This window comes from Rhodanobacter sp. K2T2 (genome assembly GCF_013408815.1).
Taxonomy (GTDB): domain Bacteria; phylum Pseudomonadota; class Gammaproteobacteria; order Xanthomonadales; family Rhodanobacteraceae; genus Rhodanobacter.
Genome location: NZ_JACCCA010000010.1, coordinates 167,635 through 190,893 on the forward strand (window position 1 = coordinate 167,635; position 23,259 = coordinate 190,893).

Annotated in this window: 22 protein-coding genes; 10 read left to right on the forward strand and 12 right to left on the reverse strand. The window is 58.4% G+C overall.

Annotated elements, in window-relative coordinates:
- Positions 1-82 precede the first annotated feature (82 nt).
- Positions 83-817: an SDR family oxidoreductase gene (locus HDE78_RS16355; RefSeq protein WP_179481413.1), complete on the reverse strand. Its 735-nt coding sequence runs from the start codon at positions 815-817 to the stop codon at positions 83-85.
- Between the two features lie 80 nt (positions 818-897).
- Between HDE78_RS16355 and HDE78_RS16360 the strand changes: the two genes are divergently transcribed.
- Complete coding sequence (locus tag HDE78_RS16360; RefSeq protein WP_179481415.1) at positions 898-1,539, forward strand: TetR/AcrR family transcriptional regulator; 642 nt, start codon at positions 898-900, stop codon at positions 1,537-1,539.
- 24 nt (positions 1,540-1,563) lie between these two features.
- Here HDE78_RS16360 and HDE78_RS16365 read toward each other — a convergent pair whose 3' ends face one another.
- Entirely contained in the window at positions 1,564-1,707 is a 144-nt protein-coding gene (locus HDE78_RS16365; protein WP_179481416.1) for a hypothetical protein, read from the reverse strand.
- Between the two features lie 285 nt (positions 1,708-1,992).
- Between HDE78_RS16365 and HDE78_RS16370 the strand changes: the two genes are divergently transcribed.
- The gene (locus HDE78_RS16370; RefSeq protein ID WP_179481418.1) at positions 1,993-2,400 is read left to right on the forward strand and encodes an acid-shock protein; all 408 of its coding nucleotides are present in this window, start codon (positions 1,993-1,995) and stop codon (positions 2,398-2,400) included.
- Positions 2,401-2,524: 124 nt separating this feature from the next.
- Positions 2,525-3,325 carry a hypothetical protein gene (locus HDE78_RS16375; protein WP_179481420.1) on the forward strand — a complete coding sequence of 267 codons (801 nt, stop codon included), beginning with the start codon at positions 2,525-2,527 and terminating at the stop codon, positions 3,323-3,325.
- 166 nt (positions 3,326-3,491) lie between these two features.
- On the opposite strand, the gene bla is transcribed toward HDE78_RS16375, so the two are convergent.
- On the reverse strand, positions 3,492-4,499 hold the full coding sequence (bla, locus tag HDE78_RS16380; protein ID WP_179481421.1) for a class A beta-lactamase: 1,008 nt from the start codon (positions 4,497-4,499) through the stop codon (positions 3,492-3,494).
- A gap of 376 nt (positions 4,500-4,875) precedes the next feature.
- Here bla and HDE78_RS16385 point away from each other — a divergent pair, with 376 nt between their 5' ends.
- From HDE78_RS16385 to HDE78_RS16400, 4 genes are all read left to right on the forward strand, one after another.
- The gene (locus tag HDE78_RS16385; RefSeq protein WP_179481423.1) at positions 4,876-5,505 is read left to right on the forward strand and encodes a GntR family transcriptional regulator; all 630 of its coding nucleotides are present in this window, start codon (positions 4,876-4,878) and stop codon (positions 5,503-5,505) included.
- Positions 5,506-5,720: 215 nt separating this feature from the next.
- Positions 5,721-5,861 carry a benenodin family lasso peptide gene (locus HDE78_RS16390; RefSeq protein ID WP_179481425.1) on the forward strand — a complete coding sequence of 47 codons (141 nt, stop codon included), beginning with the start codon at positions 5,721-5,723 and terminating at the stop codon, positions 5,859-5,861.
- Between the two features lie 44 nt (positions 5,862-5,905).
- Positions 5,906-6,583 carry a lasso peptide biosynthesis B2 protein gene (locus HDE78_RS16395; RefSeq protein ID WP_179481427.1) on the forward strand — a complete coding sequence of 226 codons (678 nt, stop codon included), beginning with the start codon at positions 5,906-5,908 and terminating at the stop codon, positions 6,581-6,583.
- Positions 6,583-8,331, forward strand: a complete 1,749-nt coding sequence (locus HDE78_RS16400) for an asparagine synthase C-terminal domain-containing protein (protein ID WP_179481429.1) — start codon at positions 6,583-6,585, stop codon at positions 8,329-8,331. The genes HDE78_RS16395 and HDE78_RS16400 overlap by 1 nt, the downstream gene beginning before the upstream one ends.
- Positions 8,332-8,339: 8 nt before the next feature.
- On the opposite strand, the gene HDE78_RS16405 is transcribed toward HDE78_RS16400, so the two are convergent.
- Together HDE78_RS16405 and HDE78_RS16410 are read right to left on the reverse strand one after the other, a co-directional pair.
- On the reverse strand, positions 8,340-10,418 hold the full coding sequence (locus tag HDE78_RS16405; RefSeq protein ID WP_179481431.1) for an Atxe2 family lasso peptide isopeptidase: 2,079 nt from the start codon (positions 10,416-10,418) through the stop codon (positions 8,340-8,342).
- 51 nt (positions 10,419-10,469) lie between these two features.
- Entirely contained in the window at positions 10,470-13,121 is a 2,652-nt protein-coding gene (locus HDE78_RS16410; RefSeq protein ID WP_179481433.1) for a TonB-dependent receptor, read from the reverse strand.
- A 437-nt stretch (positions 13,122-13,558) separates the two neighbouring features.
- Here HDE78_RS16410 and HDE78_RS16415 point away from each other — a divergent pair, with 437 nt between their 5' ends.
- Both HDE78_RS16415 and HDE78_RS16420 read left to right on the forward strand, forming a co-directional pair.
- Positions 13,559-13,882 carry a helix-turn-helix transcriptional regulator gene (locus HDE78_RS16415; protein ID WP_255457865.1) on the forward strand — a complete coding sequence of 108 codons (324 nt, stop codon included), beginning with the start codon at positions 13,559-13,561 and terminating at the stop codon, positions 13,880-13,882.
- 195 nt (positions 13,883-14,077) lie between these two features.
- On the forward strand, positions 14,078-15,028 hold the full coding sequence (locus tag HDE78_RS16420) for an HNH endonuclease signature motif containing protein (protein ID WP_179481435.1): 951 nt from the start codon (positions 14,078-14,080) through the stop codon (positions 15,026-15,028).
- 83 nt (positions 15,029-15,111) lie between these two features.
- On the opposite strand, the gene HDE78_RS16425 is transcribed toward HDE78_RS16420, so the two are convergent.
- Together HDE78_RS16425 and HDE78_RS16430 are read right to left on the reverse strand one after the other, a co-directional pair.
- Entirely contained in the window at positions 15,112-15,942 is an 831-nt protein-coding gene (locus HDE78_RS16425; protein ID WP_179481437.1) for a hypothetical protein, read from the reverse strand.
- Between the two features lie 143 nt (positions 15,943-16,085).
- Positions 16,086-17,684: a TIGR04141 family sporadically distributed protein gene (locus tag HDE78_RS16430; RefSeq protein ID WP_179481439.1), complete on the reverse strand. Its 1,599-nt coding sequence runs from the start codon at positions 17,682-17,684 to the stop codon at positions 16,086-16,088.
- A gap of 568 nt (positions 17,685-18,252) precedes the next feature.
- Here HDE78_RS16430 and HDE78_RS16435 point away from each other — a divergent pair.
- On the forward strand, positions 18,253-18,939 hold the full coding sequence (locus HDE78_RS16435) for a hypothetical protein (RefSeq protein ID WP_179481441.1): 687 nt from the start codon (positions 18,253-18,255) through the stop codon (positions 18,937-18,939).
- A gap of 63 nt (positions 18,940-19,002) precedes the next feature.
- Here HDE78_RS16435 and HDE78_RS16440 read toward each other — a convergent pair whose 3' ends face one another.
- The 5 genes from HDE78_RS16440 to HDE78_RS16460 form a co-directional block, all read right to left on the reverse strand.
- Positions 19,003-19,956, reverse strand: a complete 954-nt coding sequence (locus HDE78_RS16440) for a hypothetical protein (RefSeq protein WP_179481443.1) — start codon at positions 19,954-19,956, stop codon at positions 19,003-19,005.
- Positions 19,957-20,209: 253 nt separating this feature from the next.
- Complete coding sequence (locus HDE78_RS16445; RefSeq protein ID WP_179481445.1) at positions 20,210-21,049, reverse strand: hypothetical protein; 840 nt, start codon at positions 21,047-21,049, stop codon at positions 20,210-20,212.
- Positions 21,050-21,278: 229 nt separating this feature from the next.
- Positions 21,279-21,875, reverse strand: coding sequence for a transposase (locus tag HDE78_RS16450; RefSeq protein WP_345776079.1), 597 nt, complete (start codon positions 21,873-21,875; stop codon positions 21,279-21,281).
- Between the two features lie 348 nt (positions 21,876-22,223).
- Positions 22,224-22,613, reverse strand: coding sequence for a hypothetical protein (locus HDE78_RS16455; protein ID WP_218862439.1), 390 nt, complete (start codon positions 22,611-22,613; stop codon positions 22,224-22,226).
- Between the two features lie 27 nt (positions 22,614-22,640).
- Positions 22,641-23,259: RHS repeat-associated core domain-containing protein (locus tag HDE78_RS16460; protein ID WP_179481449.1), on the reverse strand; the 619-nt coding region annotated here is incomplete at its 5' end.

Consider the following 23,259-nt stretch of genomic DNA (forward strand, 5'->3'; position numbering starts at 1 on the left):
CATCCTGCGCTTTTTTCTTTCCGCCGTCGCTACTGTGAAACGTGCACTCTGACGAGGTCGTCTCGCGGTGCCCGAGCGTCGATTACCAGGGTTCAACGCCCTCCGTGCTAGTGAACCCGCCAGTCGGGCCATCGTCGGGAATCTGGGCCATGCGAACCGTTTCGGCGGCGCCTTCCTCGATCGACTGGTGGCCGCTGTTGCCGTTGAGGTCGGTGGCGGTGTAGCCCGGATTGACCGCGTTGACCTTGATGCCGCTGTCCTTGAGCTCCGCGGCGAGCAGCACGGTGAACATGTTCAGCGCGGCCTTCGAGCCGTTGTAGCCGATCAGTTTGACCGCCGCATAATCCCAGTTCGGGTCGGCGTTGAGCGCGATCGAGCCGAGGCCGCTCGAGACGTTGACGATGCGGCCCGCGCGGGATTTTTTCACCAGTGGCAACAGCGCCTGGGTCACGGCGACGTTGCCGAAAAAATTGGTTTCGAATGTACGGCGTACGACGTCGAGGTCGGTAGTGCCGGGCAGTCCGTCGCCCTGTACCGCGATGCCGGCGTTGTTGACCAAGATATCGATGCGGCCCTCGTGAGCCTCGATATCGGCCGCGGCGGCGGCGAGCGATGCGCTATCGGCAAGATCGATGGCGACAAAGCGTACGGCGATGCCTTCGTCCCGCAGGGCTTTCTCGGCCGCGCGGCCGCGCGCTTCGTCGCGGGCGCCGAGCAGTATGTGGTGGCCGGCCTTGCCGAGCTGTCGCGCGACTTCCAGGCCGATGCCCTTGTTGGCGCCGGTGATCAGGGCGATACGGCGATCTGCTGCGTTCATGGCGTTTCCTTCGGATGGTGAGTGGGGGTGTGGTGCTGTACTGTGATATGCGAACTATCCTTCGGCTTTTACATTCGCATATGCCAGTCATACCCACCGACGCGCTCAAGCCCCGCAAATCGCCGCGTCAGGCGCGCTCGACCGCGACCGTGACGGCAATTCACGAGGCGACTATTCAGGTTCTTCTGTCCGACGGTATCGCCCGACTCACCACGACACGCGTGGCGCAACGTGCCGGCGTATCCGTGGGCACGATGTATCAGTACTTTCCGCACAAGCAGGCGCTGTTGTATGCCGTACTGGATCAGTACCTGGACGAGGTCGTCGTCGCCATCGAAGAGGCCTGCGCACGCTACCAGGGTGCGCGCCTGTGCGACATGTCGGACGGCCTGGTCGGCGCCTACCTCGATGCGAAGCTGCGCTATCTGCCCGGCTCACTCGCGCTGTACACGGTCGCTGCGGATCTGGACACGGCAAACCTGATCAGCGATGTGCTGGACCGGACCGACCGGGCCATCGCGCGTCTGCTGGCCAGTGCGCCGGACGCCGGCTTCGACGACATCGCCACCGTCACGTTCGCCATGCGCACCCTGCTGGTGGGCACCGTGCGAGCCGGCCTGGAAAACGATGCATCGCCGGCGGCGCTGACGATGCTGCGCACGCAGGTTCCACTGATGTGCCGGGCCTATCTGGTGGCGGCATCGCGCGGCGGTGTTGCGTAGTCGCAACGCCGCCTTCGCCTACCGTCAAGGCGCACTCGCCGCGTCTGCTTTCGCGACAACGCCGCCGATTTGACGAATGCCATCGGTGTTGGCCAGGCGCATCTCCAGATGGATCAGTCCGTCCGCATCGGGGACGATCGGCTGGCACGACGCCGTCGCTTTTGGCATGGACAAATACATGGGACCGATGCCGGTGCTTTCCTGAGACGTTAGGCGCGATGCCAGCGACCACGCACGTCGGAGCCGATTGATACAGATCAAAGTACACAACAGGAACGTGCCCTGACCCGCTTAGCCCGGTGCTTAGCCCGAACTGAAACGGTGCCTTACGCCATTTCCCCTGACTATTCAGCGTCGGTATGCCGATATCCATGCATTGTCGATGCGCCCTATCGCTCGTGCGTGCAAAGCATGCCGGAGCCGCGGCAACTCAAAACTCGAGGCCTCATCATCATGATACGCAAACGTGTAATCGCCGTGCTGCTCGCGGCTGGCGTGACTCTCTCCGGCGCGGTGCTGGCGCAGGCTCAGGGAGTTCATCCCGCTCCAGCTCCTGCCACCGCACCGGCAGCGGCGCCGCCGAGTGCAACGCCCAAAGCCACCGACAAAGCCACCAGGAACGCTGACAAGGCTTCCCAGAAGGCAGCCAAGCAAGCAGCCAAAGCCAAACAGCAGGCTGCCAAAAAGGCCGCCAAGGCCGCCAAGGTGGCTGCCAAGGCCAAGAGGAAACAGGACAAAGCGGCGCTGATCGCCGCCCAAGGTCCGCGCAGAAAGTCGCCCAAGAAAGCCACGACCCACGCTGCGCAGCGCACCAGCGTTCCCGCCAGTGCACCGGCCGCCAGTAGTTCTGCGGGTGGGTGAAGTCATCCCACGCCGACGGTCCTTTTTGGGTGGCCATCGCGCCGAGAAGCAAGGCTGCCATACAATGCGGAAACTCGAGGGCAGTCAAACGGATTGCCCCATTGCAACCAAGGAGAGATGCTCGATGAAGTCACGTTACGCAAGGATAGCCATGGCCGGATTGCTGCTCGCGCTGGGTATGGCATCGGTCCAACTGCTTACGCCCTCCACGGCTTACGCACAGTCGTCGAGCAGTGCGGCGATGACCAATGCGGATGTCGTCAAGCTGGCCAAGCTGGGTTTCGGCTCGGAGATCATCAAGGAAAAAATCAACGGGGCATCGACGGTCAATTTCAAGCTGGATGTCGATGATCTGGTCAAGCTGAAGAACGCCGGTGTTTCGCAGGACGTCATTTCCGCCATGCTCAAGCGTGCCGACGGTGGTGGGGCCGCTTCGACTTCGGGTTCCGCTATGGCCTCTGCATCCGGCCCGGCCGGTTATCCGGGCGGCCCCGATGTCACGCTGGTGACTAAGGACGGCGGCAGTGTGCACCTGCGCAGCATCTCCGGGACCATGAGCACGACGAATGCCGTGGTCACCGTGCTGATGCATGAGAACTACCCAGGTATGGCAGCCGCCGTGCGCACGCACGACCCGCGACCGTCATTCATCGTCAACTCCACGGTTCAGCCGAAGGGCAGCATCTACATCGTGTCGCTCGACGTGGACAAGGGAGATCAGGATCGTTCGCTGAAGCTGGGCAACGCCCGCTTCTGGGGCGGCATGAAGAACGTGGGCGCGCCGGACAAGGACAACCAGGTCGCCTACGACGTCGTCTCGATGGGCAACGGCAACCAGTGGAAACTGACGCCGAGCAACGATCTGAAGCCGGGCGAATACGGCCTCTTCAGTGGCGGGTTGTACGACTTCGGCGTCGACCCGTGATGCCGCTGACCGTTTAAGCGAGTCAGTCTGATTCTGTTGTTTGAAAGGGAGCCGCTTCGGCTCCCTTTCCCGTTCAAGGACAGGCAATCCACGCGCGGACTAAGAGAAAGGGGGCCGTCGGCACAGGCCTTCACCCACCATCCAAAAAATGTTTCGGCCCCTATGTTTACGGACGCCCGGACATGTCGCTCACATCCTTGCCGATCTCGGCAAACAGCGCGTCCCGCGTGTTTTTGTCGGCCTTCGACCCCGTGAGAAAGGCCGCCACGATGACGGTGTGGCCGTTGGGCCAGGTGAGGATGCCGATATCGTTGTAAGCGGCGGTTTCGCCGTCCAGCGAATAGGACGTGCCGCACTTGTCGGCAAAGCGCACGTCGGCGGGCAGGCCGGCGCGCAAACGAACCGGCTTCGTCTGTCCGTACATCAGATCGAGCAGCCGCTTGCTCGAATCCGCCGAAATCAGTCGACCCGTCCAAAGCTTGTCGAGAAAGTCCACTGCCGCGTCAGGCGTCGTCCGATCGCGAGGGTCATTCAAATACGCGCGATAACCGCGCCGCCGTCGTGCCAGCGCCGCTTCATCGGTTTCGTTGGTCGGGATGGTTTGCCCATTGGCCGTCTCTTCGAAGATACGGCTGATGCCGCCCTCGCCAAGGTCCACGCGCATACCCTCGATGCCGTGCTTGCGCAAGAACGCCGTGACCACTTGCGGGGCGCCCAGCAATCGGATCAATGCATCGACGGCGGTGTTATCGCTTTCGCTCACCGCAGCTGCCAGCAATCGCTCGACCGTGAAGTGCATCTGCTCACCCGAGAAATGCGCACCGATGGAAGGTACGGCAGTGCCATCCACCACTTGTGCGCGGGTGATCGTCACCTCCTGACTCAAACGAATGCGACCCGCATCTACCTGTGCAAGCACCGCCGCAGCGACCGGCGCTTTGAACACGCTCATCATCGGATACGCGCGATCGGCATTGATTCGGAGTCGCGCATGCGTATCCAGATCTACCACCGTGATGCCCAGGACGCCGGGTTGCGCCTTGTCGGCGAGTTGCGCCAGCGCGTGTTGCAGGCGTGTATCTGGCGCTTCGGCAGCCATGGCAGGCGTGACTAGCGAAAGTGCCAGACACAGGGTCAACCAGCGACAGATGAAAATTTTAAGATGCGTGCTCATGGATTTCCGAAGGTTGGGTGCGCACCCGGGTCAAAGATCCTCTACCTGAACTTATCCCACAGGTGTAGCGGCTCAAGGTGCATGTAAATCATAAGGGATCGGGAGCGCACGCCTAGACCAACACCGGAGGGCATCGCAAAGCCTGCGTCCTAAACCAGGCAGAGCACCCGTGTGTCGTATCGAGAAAGTGACTCTGAACCGATTTTGGTGCATCCTTTCGCCGTAACATTTTGCGTGTATCAGGGTTTCGCACTTCGTCGTCCTGCTCGAGCGTTTTTTTCTGACGCCCCATGCGACGAAAACCCATTCCCCTGCCGGACGATCCTCGTACCGTCCGGTCCAGGGAAGCAGTCATCAGCAGACAGGGAGTTCAGCTATGGATGCCATCCACTCCAAGAGTGCCTTCGTGTATGGGGAGGTCAGACGCGCTCTGCAATCGGGACGCTATGCACCGGGGCAGCGGATCGACCCGTCCAGGCTCGCGCAAGAGTTCCACACCAGCCCCACGCCGGTTCGACTCGCGCTGTATCGACTCGTCGGCGAGGGCCTGATTGCCGATCATGCACGCAGTGGGCTGCATGTGCCGCTGCTCACCGAAGTCGCGCTGCGCGACCTCTACGACTGGATGGAGCGCCTGTTGCTGATGGCCTGCGATATCGGGGTCGTGCCGACACTTCGGCCGATCGCCGAGCCGGAGATCGTGTCCGCCGACGACGATGTGGTGAAGCTGACATGGCAGCTGTTCGATGCGATCGCCCGCGCAACAACCCACTGGTCGCTGCACCATGCCGTAAAGCGGGCCAATGACCGGCTGGCGCCGATACGACGCGCGAAAAAAGAATTGATCGAGCACGCCGACGAGGAACTATCGCAGCTGGACCGGCATTGGCGCATGCGCGACATCCCCCGCTTGAAGTCGGCCCTGCGCGACTACCACGAGCGCCGCAAGCAACTCGTACCGACCATCGTGGCCGCGCTCAGCGGCCGCATCGATTACCTGCACTAAATCGCACGCTGACGACAAGGCATCCATCCGCGCTGCCCTCGCAATGGCAGCATGCGTCGACCGACGAACCTGCGCAGACAGGCCCAACAAGACCTGCGTCACCCTCCGAAATTAATCACCGGATGACAACGCAATAATCATTGGCAAATTAAATTTTCAGGCGTCTACGCTGCGCGCGTCATGGAACTGCCATGACGCGAACGTAGGAGACCGACATGAACACGAACGAGAAAATCCGCAACGACACATCGGAAGACGTCATCGAGCTCGGCGTCGCCAGCGTCGAGACAAAGGGTATGGCCGGAATCACCGAAAACTTCGGCCTCGTCCCCATCGATGGTATCTCCGAAGCATGATCGACAAGGCGCGCCGAAGGGCGCGCCTTTTTTGGAGTGGTGCAATGACCCAGCTCAAACTGCATGGCGACCTGTCGTACTGCAATATAGACGGCCACCTGATCTTCCTCGACGTTCAAAACGATCGTTACTTTCGTCTCACAGAGCGTCTGGAGTCTGCCTTAATCGCCTACCTGGATCGCGTCGACAGCCGAGACAGCGATGTCCGCACGTTGATCGAAAGAAAAATACTTGTCGACGGATCGAACGACTTCGGCCACATACCGACCGCCTTCAAGAACGTTCCGAAACGCAGCGCGATGGAGGAAGCGGCCCGTGCCAGGCGAGCCAGTGTCGGTGAGGTGCTGGACACCGCCGCCATCGTTTGCTCGACACAGCGGCAATTGAAATCCTGCCGCCTGAAAAAAGTACTCGACGGGCTGGCGTCTCGTAGAGCGAAGCTGACGCCTGGATTGCCAACCTCCAGTGATAGCGAATCACGAGCGATGGATACGGCCGCCGCCTTCCGCAGCGCACGCCCGTACGTTCCGATAGATACCTGCTGCCTGCTTGATTCCATCGCAATGATCACGTTCCTGGCCAAGCGCCAACTTCATGCCGATCTCGTCTTTGGCGTGACGGCAGATCCGTTCTCGGCACATTGCTGGGCGCAATACGGTACGACGGTGCTGAACGATGCGCTGGGACACGCATTGACCTATACGCCGATACGGGTGATTTGATGGACAGCGATTACCTTGCCGTTCTTGCCCCTGCGGCAGGCCTTTTCGATGTGGCCTTCCCCAACCTCGGCGACACCCTGCACACGATGGGCATGCGCGTCCGCCATGCGTCCGGTTCGATGACGCTATTCGGCACAAACGACCTGCCGGTGCTGTCACTACCCGGCGGCGGGGTTCTCATCGGGTATCTGTTCGGGCAGGACGGAATGCCCATCAGTGACAGCGCGAAGTTTTCGGAACACGCAAATCCGGCGCAGACCCGGAAGCACATTCTGGAAACCTGCTGGGGCTCTTACCTCATCATCCAACCCGATGCGCATGCCCCGGAAGCCTTTACGATCACGCGAGCCCCATCGGCCGCGGGCAATCTTCCATGCATCTATTCCATCCAGGCAGGGTCCGGTTTTCTGACATCGGATATCTCCCTGGCGATCAGGGCAGGGCTCTATCGAAAACAGATCGATTGGGATTTCATCGCCCATCGCCTGACGTATCCCGGCATCAAGACACAGCGCTGCGGATTCGTCGATCTTGTCGAGTTGTTGCCCGGATGTTCGCTGAGCGTAAGCGGTAGCGAAATCGCCGCCCGCCAAGCGTGGACGCCCTGGGATTTCGTCCGCCCCGATCAGCGCTACCGCCATCGGCGCGAGGCCGCCGACCATATCCGGCACGCCGTCTCGATCGCCGTCCGCGCGTGGACGCATGCGGACCGGTCCATACTGCTGGAACTGTCCGGCGGTCTCGATTCTTCGATTGTCGCGGCCTGCCTGCGCGATAGCCATGCGCGCGTCATCTGTTGCAATCTGACGACGTCCGTCCCCGGCGTGGACGAGCGGCATTACGCGCACCTGATGGCCCGACAGCTCGATGTCGAACTCCATACCGAGCGCCTGGAGATCGACAGAGCGCGCTTTGATTTCACTCCATCGCCCGATTCCATTGCCCCCGGCATGGGAGCGCTCCAGCACGCCATCGATGAAATTATGGAGTCTGCCGCCGAACGCCACGGCGCCGACGCGTACCACTCGGGAGGCGGCGGCGACTCGGTGTTCTGTTACCTCCGAACGGCGGCCCCCGCGGCGGATGCGCTCAGGGCGAGCGGGTTTCGCGCGGCATGGGCTGCGTCGAGAGACTTATCCAAACTGCACCAATGCACGCTCTGGAAAGCAGGCCGGCTCACCATCGCCAAACTGCGTCGGCCTCCGACATCGCCTTACCACGACGATGCCACCTTCCTCGCACCAAGCACGGCCAACGTCAGCCCGGAAGCGCACCCCTGGTTTACGGCCCCGAAGCATGCCTTACCCGGGGACAGAGAGCGCCTGTTCGACCTGGCCGGCAACCAGCTCTTTCAAGGCCAAGCGTCGCGTGGAGCGCGCCGCCCCCTGCGCTTCCCGTTGTTGTCACAGCCGGTGATGGAAGCCTGCCTTCGCGCCCCCAGCTGGATGTGGATAGCCGACGGCAAAAATCGCGCGCTTGCCAGAGCGGCGTTTTCCGACGTGCTACCGCCGGACGTCATGAACCGCCAGAGCAAGGCGACCTATATGAGCTATCTCGGCGCCGTCTACGAAAAGAACAAGCATCACATCGCAGACTTTCTGCTGTCGGGTCGCCTGCAGTCGCAACGCCTCCTCGACGCACGCGCCATCCACGACTTCGTTGCAAGGCCTTTGCCACCGCGCGACCAGACCTTTCTGAGGATGTTCGATCTGTGCATGGTCGAAAACTGGGTCCGTCACCAGCCATAGGGAGTGCTCTAGCGCGCGTCGTGCAGGCTCGACCGCATCGATCGCCAGTGGACGTATTGCGACGCCTTTTCCGGCGCCGGATCTTCCACACCCAGCAGCCAGAATCGAAACCAGTCCAGATTGCGCTCGTACACCGCCAGCTTGTGCTTTGGCTGAAACTTGTTGTGCGGCTCGTGGGGGAAAACATAAAGGTCCGCGCGGTTGCTCCGCATCATCGGAATGGCATAGTCGAGACCGTGCATGTACTCCTGCTCCGAGAACTGCATCAAGATCGGCGCGTCGATCCTGCCCAGGTTGAAGGTGGGGGAAATCTGTCGCCACGGCGCCGAGGCTTCGTCCGGGTTGCCCAGCTGCCAGTTGCTTCGAAGCAGCGACACGAATGGATCGCCGATATTGCTGCCCAGCAGGTAATACATCGGCGATGTCGTCGGCGACGCCATCGATGCAGCCGCAATGGCGTGAGAATGGATGAGTATCCACATCATCGCTTCGCTGCCGAAACTGAGCCCACCCATGCCTATCTTCGACCGGTCGGCCTTGCCTTCGGCGGCGAGTCGATCGATCGCGCTTTCCACCGCCGACTGCCCCACCTCGTAGCGTGTGGCAGCGTCGCTCGAAAACGAGGGCGCGTTGATGCAAAGCGTGGAGATGCCCTGCTCTGCCATCGTCGCCAACGGCCACTCATCGCCCGAGCCTCCGCGCATAAAGCCGAGGCATCGGTAGTAGGTCACGAACAGCGGCGGCGGCGCGGTGCCGGTGCGGCGCGCGGAATACAACTGCCCGGTGAAGGTCTGCCCTTTCGCATCCGTCCAGCGAAGCCGCTGCATGGGAATACCGGAGATAGCCTGCGCCAGTGCCTGATTGGGATCGAACAACACCGCGCGCGCGCCCGTCTGCAGATCGACCCGTTCCAGTCGCGCCGGGCGATTGGCTTCGGCCGTGACGCACGCCAGCGCGGTCGGCGATACGCCGCAGACGCCGGGCCCCCAACTGCCCTCGCCGCCAAACATGCCAGTGGACGTCGCTACTGGCGTCACGACACCCGTGTCCACGTTCCAGCGATAGATGGACTGTGCGAACCCGTCGCTGTAGGGCGACACGGTAAAGATCACCTCGTCACTCCCCGGACGCCACTGCACACCGCTGATCGCCTTGCCGCTGCACGCCTGCGCCACGCACGTCACCACGCGGCCAGTGCTGCCGGCCGGCAACATGGCCAGCACGATCTGCGGGTGGTCGGTGGTTTCTGCCGTGCGCGTCAACAGCGCCAGGCGTCCGCTTGCGCGGTCACGATCCAGCTTCCAGACATGGCTTACCTGCGTCGCCAGATCCGCCGCCGTCGACGCGGCAGCAGGTTTTTCGGACGGCGCGAGATCGCGTACCGCGCCGGTCGCCATATCCACCGCCTTCCATCGATCCGGCACCGCGTCCGTCAGATCGACCCGGTTGAAGATCAGCCCCAGACGCTGGGTCGCCAACCGTCCCCCAGTGGCGCCGGATCGGAACAGGTTCTGCCCGAGTGGCGTGCTCCGGTCGACGCGAATACCACGGTCGTATTCGGCCTGCTCTGCTGCCGCAACGTCCTCGCGGGTCGGCCCGACGCTGTACTGCAGCACCTTGCCGTCTACGCTCAGCGAAAAGTCCCGCACATCTGCATCGCCCTGGGTCACGCGTTCGGCGGCATCGCCGTTGGCCGATGCGCGCCAGATGTCTATCCGGTCATTCAGGCGGGCACGGTAGTAAATCCATCGTCCGTCAGGCGACCAGACGGGTGTAGGCGGCAGCTCGATGCCGGCCGAGTCGCGCAAGGGAACACCGCCATCGCCCACGCGCTGCGGCGGCGACGATCCGTCCATCGGCTGGACGTACCAAACGGTGTCGTACGTATCGCGCTCGATCGACGCCCGCTGTATCCGGAACGCCACGCGCGAACCGTCGGGCGACACCACGGGACTGCTGAAGTCCGCCATCTCCACCAGCTGCCGTGGCGACACCGCAAACGCGTGCGTGCTCGCGGCAAAGGTGCTCAGCAACACAGCCAGGCTGACAACACGCCTGACCATGGTTCGGCATAAAACAAACCTCATGATCTCGCTCCTGTGGGGTTTGCAGCGCAGTGCGCTGTGCATCGCGCGGCATCACCAGTGCTTGGAAACGGACAGGCTGAGATAACGCCCGATCGCCGAGTAATTGGTCGAGTCGTACGGCGCATACGTCCGCGATGTCACGGCGTACAGCGGCGGCGCCCGGTCGAGCGCGTTCTGCACACTCAGCTCCAGCGCCACACCGGACCATGCGTCGTCGCGTGCGCCGGTGTCGTAGCGCAGCGTGGCGTCGAAGGTGGTGAACGAGGCACCCTGGTGGCCATCGACGGTGTCGGTCACGCCGCTCTTGTAGTTGCCGAACAGCGAGGCGGTAAAGCCGCCCTGCTGCCACACCGCCCCGAGCTGGCTGTTGAGCCTCGCCGGATAGAACAACGTGCCCGCGAGGTCGTAGGCCGGCTGGGCCGACGATATCTGTTGCGTGCTGTGCAGCCAGCTGGCCGAACCGCGCAGCGTCAACCGGCCCGGCGCCAGATCGAACCGGTACGAGCCCGACGCATCCAGCCCCTTCGCCTGCTGCCGGGACGTGTTCATGAAAAGATTGGGCGCGATCGCGACCACGTTGGCAGGGTTGTACGCGGCCCCGGTGGCGTTGGTGAATCGGAAGGTCTGCAGTATCTGCGCCAGCTCGGCGGCGGACGGCGCATCGACAATGAACTGCGCAAAGGCCGGGTTGCTCAGCGCCTGCGCGGGCACCAGCGGCTGCACGACGCGGTCGGCGTAATCGACGTCGAACCAGGTCAGCTCCGTCTCCAGCCCAGGCAACACCTCGGGATGAAAGGCCAGCGACGCACTCCACGTTCGCGCCTTCTCCGGACGCAGGTCGGGGTTGCCACCCGTGAGATAAAGCACGCTCGCATTCGGCGCGTAGCCGGTGCCGCCCAGTGCCGCGGCTGGAAACAGAAACGCATCGCGCTCCAGGTATTGCTGCGACAGCGTGGGCACCTTGAACGACTTGCCCCACGAGCCCTTCAACGTGAAGTCCGCGCTGGGGCTGTAGACCACGCCCAGCTTCGGCGTGGTGACGCTGCCGAAGCTGTCGTAGTCCTCGCCGCGCAGCGCGCCGGTCAGCGCCAGCCGCTGCACGCCGGGCACACCCTGCTCCGGACCGATCAACGGCACGTTGAGCTCGGCATAGGCAAAGCGACTGCTGACGCTGCCGTCGACCTGCGCCACGCCGCTGACCAGGTTGCGACTCTGAAAAGCGTTGTCCCTATAACCGGCGCCCACCGCCAACCGCGCCTCCTGCCCGTTGAGCGAGAACAAGGGCCCCTCGGCGCCGATCTCGTAATCGCGGCTTCGATTGCGGTAGCCCGTGCGCGAGAGCGTGGACGTTTCGCTGGCCGGGGTCACCACCGAGTAGTTCACGTCGGTACTCTCCCTGCCCCAGGTGCCATCGACCGACAACGTCCAGTCGCCGGGCAGAAACAGGTCGAGGCTGGGAGAAATCAGCGACGTGGTGGTCGATGGCGCATTGTGTTCGTAGTTGGTGGCATAGCCCTCGTCCGTGGCGATCTCGCGCTCGGTGCGAAACGTATCCAGCCGAAACTCGCCGATATCGCCCAGCGACTGATGCAGGCTGAACAGGCCACTGCGCAGATCGCTCGCCTGATACAGCGTGGACGGCGCATACATGCCCTGGGTATAGGAGCGTTGATCCGAATAGATCGGATCATTGTCAGTCTTCTGCCAAGTGGCGATGAACCCGCCGGTGGACCAGTGCGTGCCGCCCGTGGCGGTGTACTCGTGCGTGGTCAGCCCCCCGTCCGTGGCGCTGCCATAGCGGGAGCCCACCGTCACGCCGTCGAAGTCGCGACGCAGAATCACATTGCCCACGCCGCCCACCGCATCGGAGCCGTAAATGGCCGAGGCCCCGTCGGCGACGATTTCGATGCGATCCACCGCCTCCACCGGAATGGCGCTGATATCCACCATCTGGGTGAACCCGCCGTACGACATGCGCCGGCCGTCGAGCAGCGTCAAGGTGGCATCCGGGCCCAGGCCACGCAGGTTGAGGCCCGAGCCACCGGTAATGTTCTGGTTGCCCTGCCCGCCACCGGTGGCGCCCGCGGCGACGCCCGGATTCTGTCCGCCGGAAAAATTCTGCGGCACGCTGCGTATCACCTCGCCGAGGTCGGCGAAGCCCTCCTGCTGAATCTGCTCGCTGCCGATCGACACTACCGGCGACGGCGTGCTGCCGCCGCGGATACGCGTGCCGGTCACGGTCACCGTGGCCAGTTGGGCCGCTGCCGGTGCTGCGGTCGACGTCGTCGCTGCCGCGTCGTTGGCCGTCGAACGCTTGGTGGAGGCGGCGCTGTCCGGCACGCGCACGATCACAACGCTCGTGTCGGCAGCCTGCCGATACGCCAGCCCACTGCCCTGCAGCAAACGGCCGAGCGCGTCGCGCCAGCTCATGTGGCCATGCACCGCACCCACCTGCTTGCCCGACACCAGCGTGGGCGCATAGTCCATCCGCAGACCGCTCTGCTGGCCGAGCGCATCGAGCGACGCGGCCAGCGTGCCGGCCGGCAGATCGATATCGCCATCGATCGGCGAACCGGTCACCGCGGCTCGCGGTGGCGGGCTCGTGTCCGTGACGGCCTTCTGCGCCCGCGTCGGTTCGGCCGTACCGGTGGCAGCCACCAGCAAGGCGATGGAAACGGCGTGTCGTAACGTGCTTGTTTTCATAACGGCGTCCTTTGCTTTCCCCTGGGTTGACCCTCTTGGCCTGCCGGTCCGGTTGTGTCGGGGCCTTGGCAAAGTCGTCGGGCATGAGCTGTTTTGTGTGTGGCTTGCGAAGGCGGCGGAGCATCGCTAGCGAAGACACCCTTTCACGTTTCACCCGCCTCATCTTTCCCCCGCCACACGGTCGTGAATCACAAAAATTCGATAGCCAGAAATTGTGCGGCGACAATCATTAGCTACATTTAATGTAGCTTTGGCGACATAGCTATATCCGCTTTTCCTCCGCTCTATTCCCTCGCACGGCAGTCAGAAAACGTTGAGCGCTTCAGCATCACTCAGGTCAAACGTGCCATTCGCAAGATGCTACATATAATGTAGCATACGATTGGGCTTTGGGAAGCCATCCTGTAGCGAACTACAGAAATGGCTTTCTACAGTTCATGTCGCCTTCCAACTCCCGCAGCATGTTCACCAAGCGCCTGAAAGAGGCACGCTTGGCTTTGAAAATCTCCCAGCGGGAGCTGGGCAGGAGAATTGGACTATCGGAGGACGTCGTGTCCAGCAGGGTCACAAGGTACGAACTCGGAACCTCTGAGCCGGACTTCGCGACAGCCAGCAAGCTGGCTAAAGAACTTGGCGTTCCGTTGGCTTACCTACTGGCAGACAACGATGCGCTGGCGGACATCATTCTCGCAGTAGCAAGCATGTCGCCTGTAGAACAACGACGAATGGCTGCCGAATTGAAGGCGAAGGCAAAGCGCTGAGCTAGTGGCGTGATTAGGACTGGAATGGTGCACTCATAATTCTGCAGAAGATTGAGTGTTGCGTAGCAATCGCGTCGCAGAAATATGATGCGGCGCTCAGCGAAGCTAATCCGTCAGACCTCAATGCCTGGCCACATACTATGTCGTTGACCTGTTCGCATTTAATCGAGAACCACCTGGTATCCTCCGAACGCTATGGAGCCATCTCAACTTTCCATCGACCTCCCCTATCAAGTCGGCGCCCTTTACAACCGGCAGCAGGAGATACACGGGCGATTGGGTGGACAGACGCAAGGAGGAATTTCTACTCCTGCTAACAGTCCATTCGTAATCCTGTTCACTGGCGAAGCCGGGAAGCAGCATGGCTATGACGACTTCTGGGACGACAACGGAGTTCTCCACTATTACGGCGAAGGCCAAAGTGGAGACATGCAAGACAAAGGCGGTAACCGCGCTGTCCGTGAGCACCAACAAAGCGGAAAACGTTTGCTACTTTTCCAGATGATGGGACGTACACAACCCTATCGCTTTCTGGGCGAATTCCGCTTTCGCCACGCCTATAGTAAAGACGGCGTTCCAGACACGAGAGGAAGGGCGAGAACCGCCATCGTATTCATGCTGGAGCCGGTCGAGAGAGAATTCAATCCTTTCCAAAACGTGATTGCCGACCGGATAAAAGCTCAACTCGATTTATCTGCGACCGCATCTCGACAGTTGGTAGAAATCCGTTCAAAACAATCCCTTTTCAAACGACGGCTGCTAACCGTCGAAAAGAAGTGCAGGCTCAGCGGAATTGCGGACCTTCGCTTTCTGCGAGCAAGTCATATCAAACCGTGGGCAAGATGCGCCGACGGCACGGAACGCATTGATGGGAGCAACGGCTTACTACTCAGCCCGCATGCCGACTTTCTATTTGATCGCGGCTGGATCACATTCGAAGACAATGGGTCGCTCGTAAGATCAGATCAGCTCCCGAAAGAAGTCATAGAACGCATCGGCCTTGATCTCACCCAGGGTAAGCGATGCGGTGACTTCTTCAAAGAGCAACGATCCTATCTCCAGTATCACCGCAATGCGGTATTCGAGCATTATTTCAAGAAGGCGGAAGATCCATTGTCAGAACTGCTTGCCATGACAATCTTGTAATTCGTTTCGAAGAACAGGGTTTAAAAGGACAGAGGAAATTCTCACCTTGTTGGAAACAAGTGAGCATGATGCCGTTCCTAACGTTACTTAGTATCAGCGATGTTAACTACGATGTACCCGATATCGTCTACGCGGGAAAATAGCTTGTCGGTCTTTCCGGACTTCACAAGCTGAGCAAACACAAGGACGTATGCGCCCGCGAGTTGCTCAAGAGAGGTAATCGAATAGCGCTTCTTAAATGCATCCACAGCTGACTGAGTCTCGATCATGACGCTGAAGCCCTTATGGCCGGATGTGTTCAACCAGACGACACCCTTACTTGCCGTAGCATCGCTAATCATCCCCCAAAATCCGTGGAACTTCGCCCTCAGACTCGCGTCAATACGATCAAAGGGAACAAAAAGTTGGTTCGCTGGCAAAGTTATACGACCCGGAAGCTCAATCACCTGGGTGGATTGCCTGAAGTTTTCAGATTTAACCAACCAACGCAACAAGGTACTAAGTCGCTTCTGGCTGCGCGACTGCCTTGGCATTCCAGAACCAGTAAAAGTTCTTCCTGCGCCTGCATGGCGACGATCGCCGCCGGCAGCTCCGTCTGGACCATCAGCATCCGCGCCATAGCTCAAATCGATAACAATATGGTCGCCTGCATTACGCCGCTCGTCCTCGACGTCGCTACCGTCAGTACCCCAATCGCCGGCTTCCGAACCAGCCAAGCTGCATGTATCTGCATGAGGTCGTGCACCGAAGCAGGCCGCACGACCGTCCGAGGACTCCCGACGAAAAAAAGCGATGCCTTTGCATTCAGGACATATTAACAGTCTGCGCTTTCGCTCGAGAGTCGCTCGACTTAATTGGGAGAAACTATAGGCGTCGTATTCCTTGGAATCTTCTCTACAAAAGGCAACATCCATTTTTCCTCCCAAAGCTAGAACTCAAAACAAATTTTTGTAAATTACCGCCGATCGAACGTTATTAGCATCAGCGAAACGTGGCCGAAACGGCGATCAGAGTCGAATTTTTTTAAAATTGCACCATGAACTAATCATTCTTTAAACTAGATAGCTTCAATAGTAAAATATGTAGCCATATATCGCATTGAGCGTAGATCAGTAACGCAATCGCAAAGAGCTAGCTTTGCAAAAAAAGGGAGACTCTCTTTTTTGCACCCACGTATCACAGCCAAAACCACTTCCGCCTCATTCGGATATTTGCATACATAGTCCCAAATGTCGACGAACTCAGCATCAATTTTCGCAATGTGATCTCGCACCTTTGTGACAAATTCGGAGTCCTTATTTATTAAGGTAATCGCATTTTTCGCCTGATAGAAGAGGTGACTCAGCGAACCAGATGCACCTCCCCAAGGCTTGACGCAAACGAGTTGGCCTTCCTGCGAAAGCAAATCACAAAGCTCGAATCTGCTCTGGCCACCCCCATGCCAAATAAGCTTCTTATCTAGTAACAACAACGCTCCGAGGGATTCTATTGCCGCACGCGCATTGTAATCCCCTTCTTTTTCAGACATTGTCGTCGATGGCAAGATGATCTTTGAGACTGGAATTTCCTCCACTCTCTTTTCGATATCTGCGACGAAACTCTTACTCAGCTCAAACCAAAACCCGGCGTGAGCGAGAAACAGTCGACCATCCAGAGGCACAACAGCATGAAGGCATTCAATAATTGACCAACGCTCGAAAGATTGTTCTCCTTGACGAAACGCATATATTTTCTCGTTATGTAAGGCCTCTCGATTTATTTTAATTCCTTTCAGGGCAGCATGCTCAGCCCAATGGCCAATATCTAGATGGTTTGCGCAAGGGCTTTGGCCTTTTTTCTTCTTCTCGAATGAGAAATAGTCATGATCATTCCAAGAAAGAAGTACTGGAGCCGACATTGCAATTGTAGAACTCTTGTTCCGGACTAACTCAGCAAGTTCATACTCTAGTTTTTCGACGAGACCGGAGTCTCGAAGCGGCACAATGTTATCCACCCATTCGAATCGGCCCTTGTAAGTCTGCGCGCCATAAAGGTCCAAGCACCTCGCAAGAAAACTAACGAATGATTCCTTAGACAGATCCAAGGATGTCTTGAAGGAATCCCCACCCGCCACCCATCGACCGTACCCCAAAGCTGGATCAACTTTGGCCTTAACGCCGCGTAGCAGATCCTTTTCGAGATCCATGCCAAATCGAGAAATGTCGTCACTGTCCGGGATTTGCTCAATCGCCTGAAGGGTGTCTTCGGCAATTCGATCACGCCTAATTCCCCTGAGTGAATTTTTTTCGGCCAAGTTTAGGACGCACCTAATCCCGAAATTAGGTTCGATCAGCGTCGGCTTTATTTTCTGCCACGCGTGGCCAAATGTGAGGATAAAGTGTCGACCGTTGACCGGAACAGGTAACACGCCTGATATCGACGCGCCTTTCGGCAATTCAGGAGAGCCAAGGCTCATCTGAAAAAGGCGGGCCAGCCAGTCGGGTGGGCCCGAGGTTCGGCCATAGTGAAGTTGCGCAACGGCATCATCGGGACCAACGGACACTAAAACCGAGTCGGTTAAGCCCGAAAAGTCTAAGACGCTAGTTGGCGTACCTACGCCCTCTCTTAGCAAATAGACATTAACTGCGAATCTAGCCTCTTGGTCTTCCGCTGACATTGCTGGCCCGCCCTAGCCACGCGCAAATGAAAAAGCAGGGTCAAGTTCACTTCCTAGAACTGAAGAAGTGAGCCTGAAGACTCATGTCGCCGCGTCCTGCGCCTGGCGGTAAGTTGGAACTATCCCAGTTTCAACGTCGCCCAACTGCAGGACTCACTCATGTGACTTTACTCAGCTATCGATCCGCATTCCAGCAACAGCATTTTAGCCGTCATGAATGCGAACAAAAAAGAGGAGGCCTTTGGTCAGCATTAGGCTTCGACCCGGTGAAATCAGCTCAGCTTTTCCACCTCCGAAAGTGAAACCGCTGCGCGTACCACCAGCAGCTCCAGATAGTTGCGACGATCAGCGATGCACATCGAAGGACACAGCGGGCATGCGTGTTTTGCTTAGATCCACGGGTATTCGGCGTACTGTGCCGGCATGACGAGGTCGTCATCTCGACTGCGACTGAAGCGGCTGACAGCTGCGCGCCTGGTCAATGCCAATGATCAAAGAGTGTTCTAGACCAGGGCTGAAGTAGGCCCTATCCTCGCTCGAGTCGTTTCCAATCGCGAAGCTTTCGACCATGCATGCTTTCTTTCGTTGGTTGATGGGAGTACTACTTTTTTCCGCAGCTTGTCCGGCCATGGCCGCGGGCTCTCATGCCCTCTGTGTCGAAGGTGCTCCCGAACCGGTTGACCCACACTTCGCAAGCCAGCTTCGCCCGACAAGGACGGCGACATGTGCATATGATTTCAGCGAGCTCGTTGCACGCATCACCAAGCTCAGTTTTGATAAGCACGATCCGGATAGCGTAGAAACGGCGGAGAAGGCATTTGCTATGCCGAAGATGACGACGTCATACGACGATCCGCATACGGCAAATTATTCGATGCTCTTGTCTGGCAAAGGCGGCTGGAAACTTTCCGTATGGGTTCGAGAGTCTTTCTACCCATCGGGCAAAGGTCGGCCGGGTTTTGTGCCCGGATTGCGTCCTAAGCGACTTTTCAAGATGAAGGATGCTGATTTACGTATCGATTTGGCTATTGTTGGCAGCCTTTCTGCGCCTTTTGTTCCGTGCATCCCTGTATCGCCATTTTTTGACGCTTCAGTGAAGGCAGGATGGCAAGACATAGAAACGAAAGTGCCCCCGCCGACCGACGGCGGTGTACGAACGCCCGTATTTCAGCAAGGATCCAAGCGCGTGAGCATCGATGGCCGGAGAGAACAGTGTGCCCAGCACATCGCACTGATGCAGCCTGCGGTCAGGTGATTGAATCGAGGCGGTAGCGCTATCGCGAATGAGCGGTAGTGAGCCAGGCAGAGACAAAGCCCCTCAGCTTTTCCAACTCCGAAAGTGAACCCGCTGCGCATACCACCAGCAGCCCCAGAAAGTTGCGACGATCAGCGATGCCACAGCGAACGGCATGGCGGGCATAGGTGTTTTGCTCAGATCCCCGCGAATGAAGAGATCGACCACGGAGTACGCCTGCCCCAATAGCAGCACCGCGAATCCGGCCCACCACGCGAACAGGTAACGGCGATAGATGCCATAGGCGCTCGCCAACAACATCACGCCGTTGACGACGATTCCAACACGTACCGCTTGCGGATAGCGCTCGATCAGTCCACCACCGGCATAGATGCTGCCTGCGCCCATGCCCCGCAGCGCACTGACAATCGACACCACGCCGAACAGGCAGAAAACGCCGGTAACGATAAGGATGAACCGCGGACGCGCGTCGGACGGCGGCGATGCGGGCAAGGCCAACGCCGCCTCTGGCGACAACGGCGCATGCAGCGCCGTGCGGATCACCTGCGAAAGCCACGGGGCATCGCCGCGCGAGAACCAGGCAAACAGGCGCGTCATGCCCAGGCCCAAGGCGAACATGCCGACACCCGCCAAAGACATCCATGCGGCAGCTGGTTTTTGCGCGGCAGCCAGCAGCGACAACAGCACAAACAGCGCACAAAACCCGAACCAATACGCCATAAACAACTTTACGAACCAGCTGAGCCCGAACCGCCCCGTCAGCACCAGCTGCCCGTTGACCTGACTAAAGCGCCCCGTAAACACCGGCTTGAACCCATTGCCGAACATCGGCACCACGCGTCGCAACGACACCCGCGTCTCGCTCACGCGGCCCACCGCCGCCTGCTCAGCCACCCGAAACAGCGACCACGGCCTCGTCGCCGCCTTCAACCGCGCCACTGATTCCGCCAGCCCATACGCGCTGACAAACGCCACCGGCTCCGAACCGCTCCAGAGATTCCTAATCGATTGAAGCATGACGCCCCCGCATCCCTTTCCATTGGTACTCTGCTGACCGGGTCGTCTAACAGACCTAGCCGGCTGGCTGTGTTGTGAAGCGAGTTACTCGGATACGCGAATACCCCAGCACGCTTCACAACCTGTCGAAGACCGGCCTAACTCGCCCGAAACCGGGGTCAGAATGGACTTCTAAAGTCGTAGTGTCGAGAATGTGCGCCTGCCGACAGCTATGCTGACATTGTCGAACGTTATTGAGGCCTGCAACTTAGCATCACATATTGGGATGCTCGAAGTTGGCGACTATCGGGCACCTTCCTTCGCACATCATGGTTACTTTGCCGTGCGACAAATAAACGGACCCACTTATGTAAGCAGCTCCTGTTTTATCGGCCGCCAAGAGATGAGGTACGGCTTTACGAACATCGATGTCCGTCATGCGCATGATCTCTGCATAGTGCTTGATCACATCATCTGGACGGCTCCATGCATGCGCTCCCGATCGAAAGCCGACCATATAAAAGGGATATTGTAGAAGCGCAGCAAAAGCACTTCGATCTTTTGCTAGCAAGGCTCGCTGTAGCTTCAGAGCCACGATGTCGTCCATCTGCTCTTCATTTTCGTTGCCTGCGACCCATTCACCATCTCGATGCAGGCCAATTCGCAAGCTCTCGTTTGCCGACAAGGACCGCCAGGTGCCAACGGGCGCGTCACAGCGTGCGGGATATTTCTTCGCCAACACGGGATCTTGCCCCGGCTCCAAATGTTCAGCAAAACTCAAACGAATATTGCCGGTTGAATGTCCCCGGGAGTCTTGCTCATCAAGATCCGCGCCAGCCGCGTCCGCTCGCAGAGTTCCTGTGAGCTTCAGCAAACCCGGTTGGCCACTGTAGCCATAGACGCCATCAAGATGACCTGTCGCTGGATCAAGACGCAGCATCACTCGCACAGGATGGCTTCCAATAACGCCGAAATAGATGGCCCCATGCTCCGGTCGCCCCAGCCCATGGAGCCAATCGTCGGGCGTACAGGTTGCCAGCGCGTTTTCCGCGAAAAGAGCGAAAACGATGAAACAAATCCATTTACCTGAGATGCCAAAAGCGCGACGTGCCATTTATCCTCCGTGACCTGGGCCTCCGTGGTCGAAACGCCCGTTTCGGGTTGGTTACCAACGGTCGACGACGATCTGTAGCTGATCATACCCAGCAAAGGGGACGGAGGTAGTTAACCTGAGCGTTTGGCTGAGCTTTCATCCTTTTGTTTGCTTCGCGGTCTTCCTTGCTGCCGCACGATGACTGATCGTCCCAATGTTTTCTCTGCCATCGCCTGAAATCGTGGGCTTCCTAGCGCCCGCTCTTGATGTGCTGGCGGATACCTGTCAGCTCGTCGTCGCTGACTCCGGCACGAAGCCACGCAGAATATGCCTCGGCGCGTTGCAGTCGATCTGGAGCCATAGCTAGAAATGCCTCATGGGGAGTGGCGACCGGATCTTGTAGCAAAGCCAGATTGGCGTGAACACTTGACCACGGGTAGTGCTCGGGTAATTCGACCATGGCGGCGCGCACTGGATTGAGCGCGATATAGCGGTACACCGTAAGCAGATAGCGATTCGAATCGACCAAGCAAGACTTGAAACGCCCCTCCCACAATGTACCGGTACGCCGATGCCTGCGGTTGAATGTCGATACATAATTTTGCCCGACTTGGCGCATTGCCTTGGACAACGCGCCCGCTTTCTCGGAACTGATGAGCAAATGCACATGGTTCCCCATGAGCACGTAGGCATGAATTTGCAGCGCGTGCCGCTGCGCACTGGCGGCTAGGAGTTTCAAATAGTGTTGTCGGTCGTCATCGTCGAGGAATACCGCGCACCGATTGACTCCACGCTGAGTGACATGAACGGGAATGCCGGGGATCTCGAGACCGGGTTGGCGAGGCATGGTAGGTCCGCATGGGTTGCTCGCCGAGTGTGGAGACTCATCTGCACCTGATCAGCCAGACATTGACGATTGTCCATGTCGGCCGCCGCTGCTGACGGCCATGGTTTAACTACCTCCGTCCTATTTGTTTGTGAGGGTGGTAGGAGGTGGCTCAAAATTCGACGAAAATCACCCAGCGAAGTGGCTCAGTTTTGGATGGAACTCAACAATTGGCCAAGACGAGTCCGAACCTGCGCCAAGCGCGTTGTCTCGATAAACCATCAAGAGGATGGTTTATCGAGACCTACTGAAGCCATAACTTCCCGAATTATGGCTGTCGGTGGTTAAGAAATGTCATTAACATCGATATCAGCTGTGAGACGGACCATTGCCAGCATTTGAGCAGCTATTTATGGATGTTTTATCAGCGAGTACTTGCCGAATTTCCTCAGATCCAGATAGCTTTAGACTCAACGTACTCAAAAATTTTGCCATATCATGAATTTTTTCATAAGTCGATACACCGCCATTAGCATCAATAACCTTCAATTTATTGGCGCCAAGTTGGATATGGGCCATCATTGAAACATGGCCGCTTGTAATTTCTACAAAATCAGGATTATTTATGCTTTGATAAAATACTAAAGCCCTCACGTCGTCGTTCACACGGCATGCTGTGTAAGCGACAACTTCACCCCGATGAAATTGGTCGAAAAAAAGTGCATCGTTCGAGAAATTGTCGTGAACGAAGGGCGTCATTAGAGCTAATATAATCCCAATCATAAATCACCTATAAGTATTAACATAAATTCCTGTTGCAGGAAGATCTGAGGTGGGAAAGCTATTGTTAAATGGCCCAGATTGGGTAGACAGGGGGCTACCAAAAAAAGGCCCGGTCGAATCATTCGGGCGCAAGTTGAAGTGGGTGGCTCCATCTGTTGGATCTTGACCATTCTTGTTTTCACAAAGGGCCGTTTTTGTTGCTTCTAAGCTATTCTGATAAGCACTTTCTTCAGCGCTTGGCACATTAGCGACGTCAGATGCGGTTTTTGGCCGACCGTTATCACCATACGCATTCGACCCATTAATAACGGCAGAAGCGACGTCAATTCTAGCCTGCAATATATTCGATCCAGAAAGAGACCTCGTCTCATTAAATACGATAGCTGCAATTTGCTGCTCCGTTAATAATCCGAATGGATCAACCCCCGTCAGGGGGTTATCGCCGACATAGGCATAGGTATTAATTCCACCTGCCAAGCCGCTGGGGTCGCTTTCTATATAACGACCTAACACGGAGCTATAGTCGTGATAGCCGTTGTTCCAGGTCTGCCTTTCGGCATCGTAGTACTGCCCCGGAAAACCCAGGTTCAACGTGATGTTCGCCGTGGTCACCTTCTGCGTA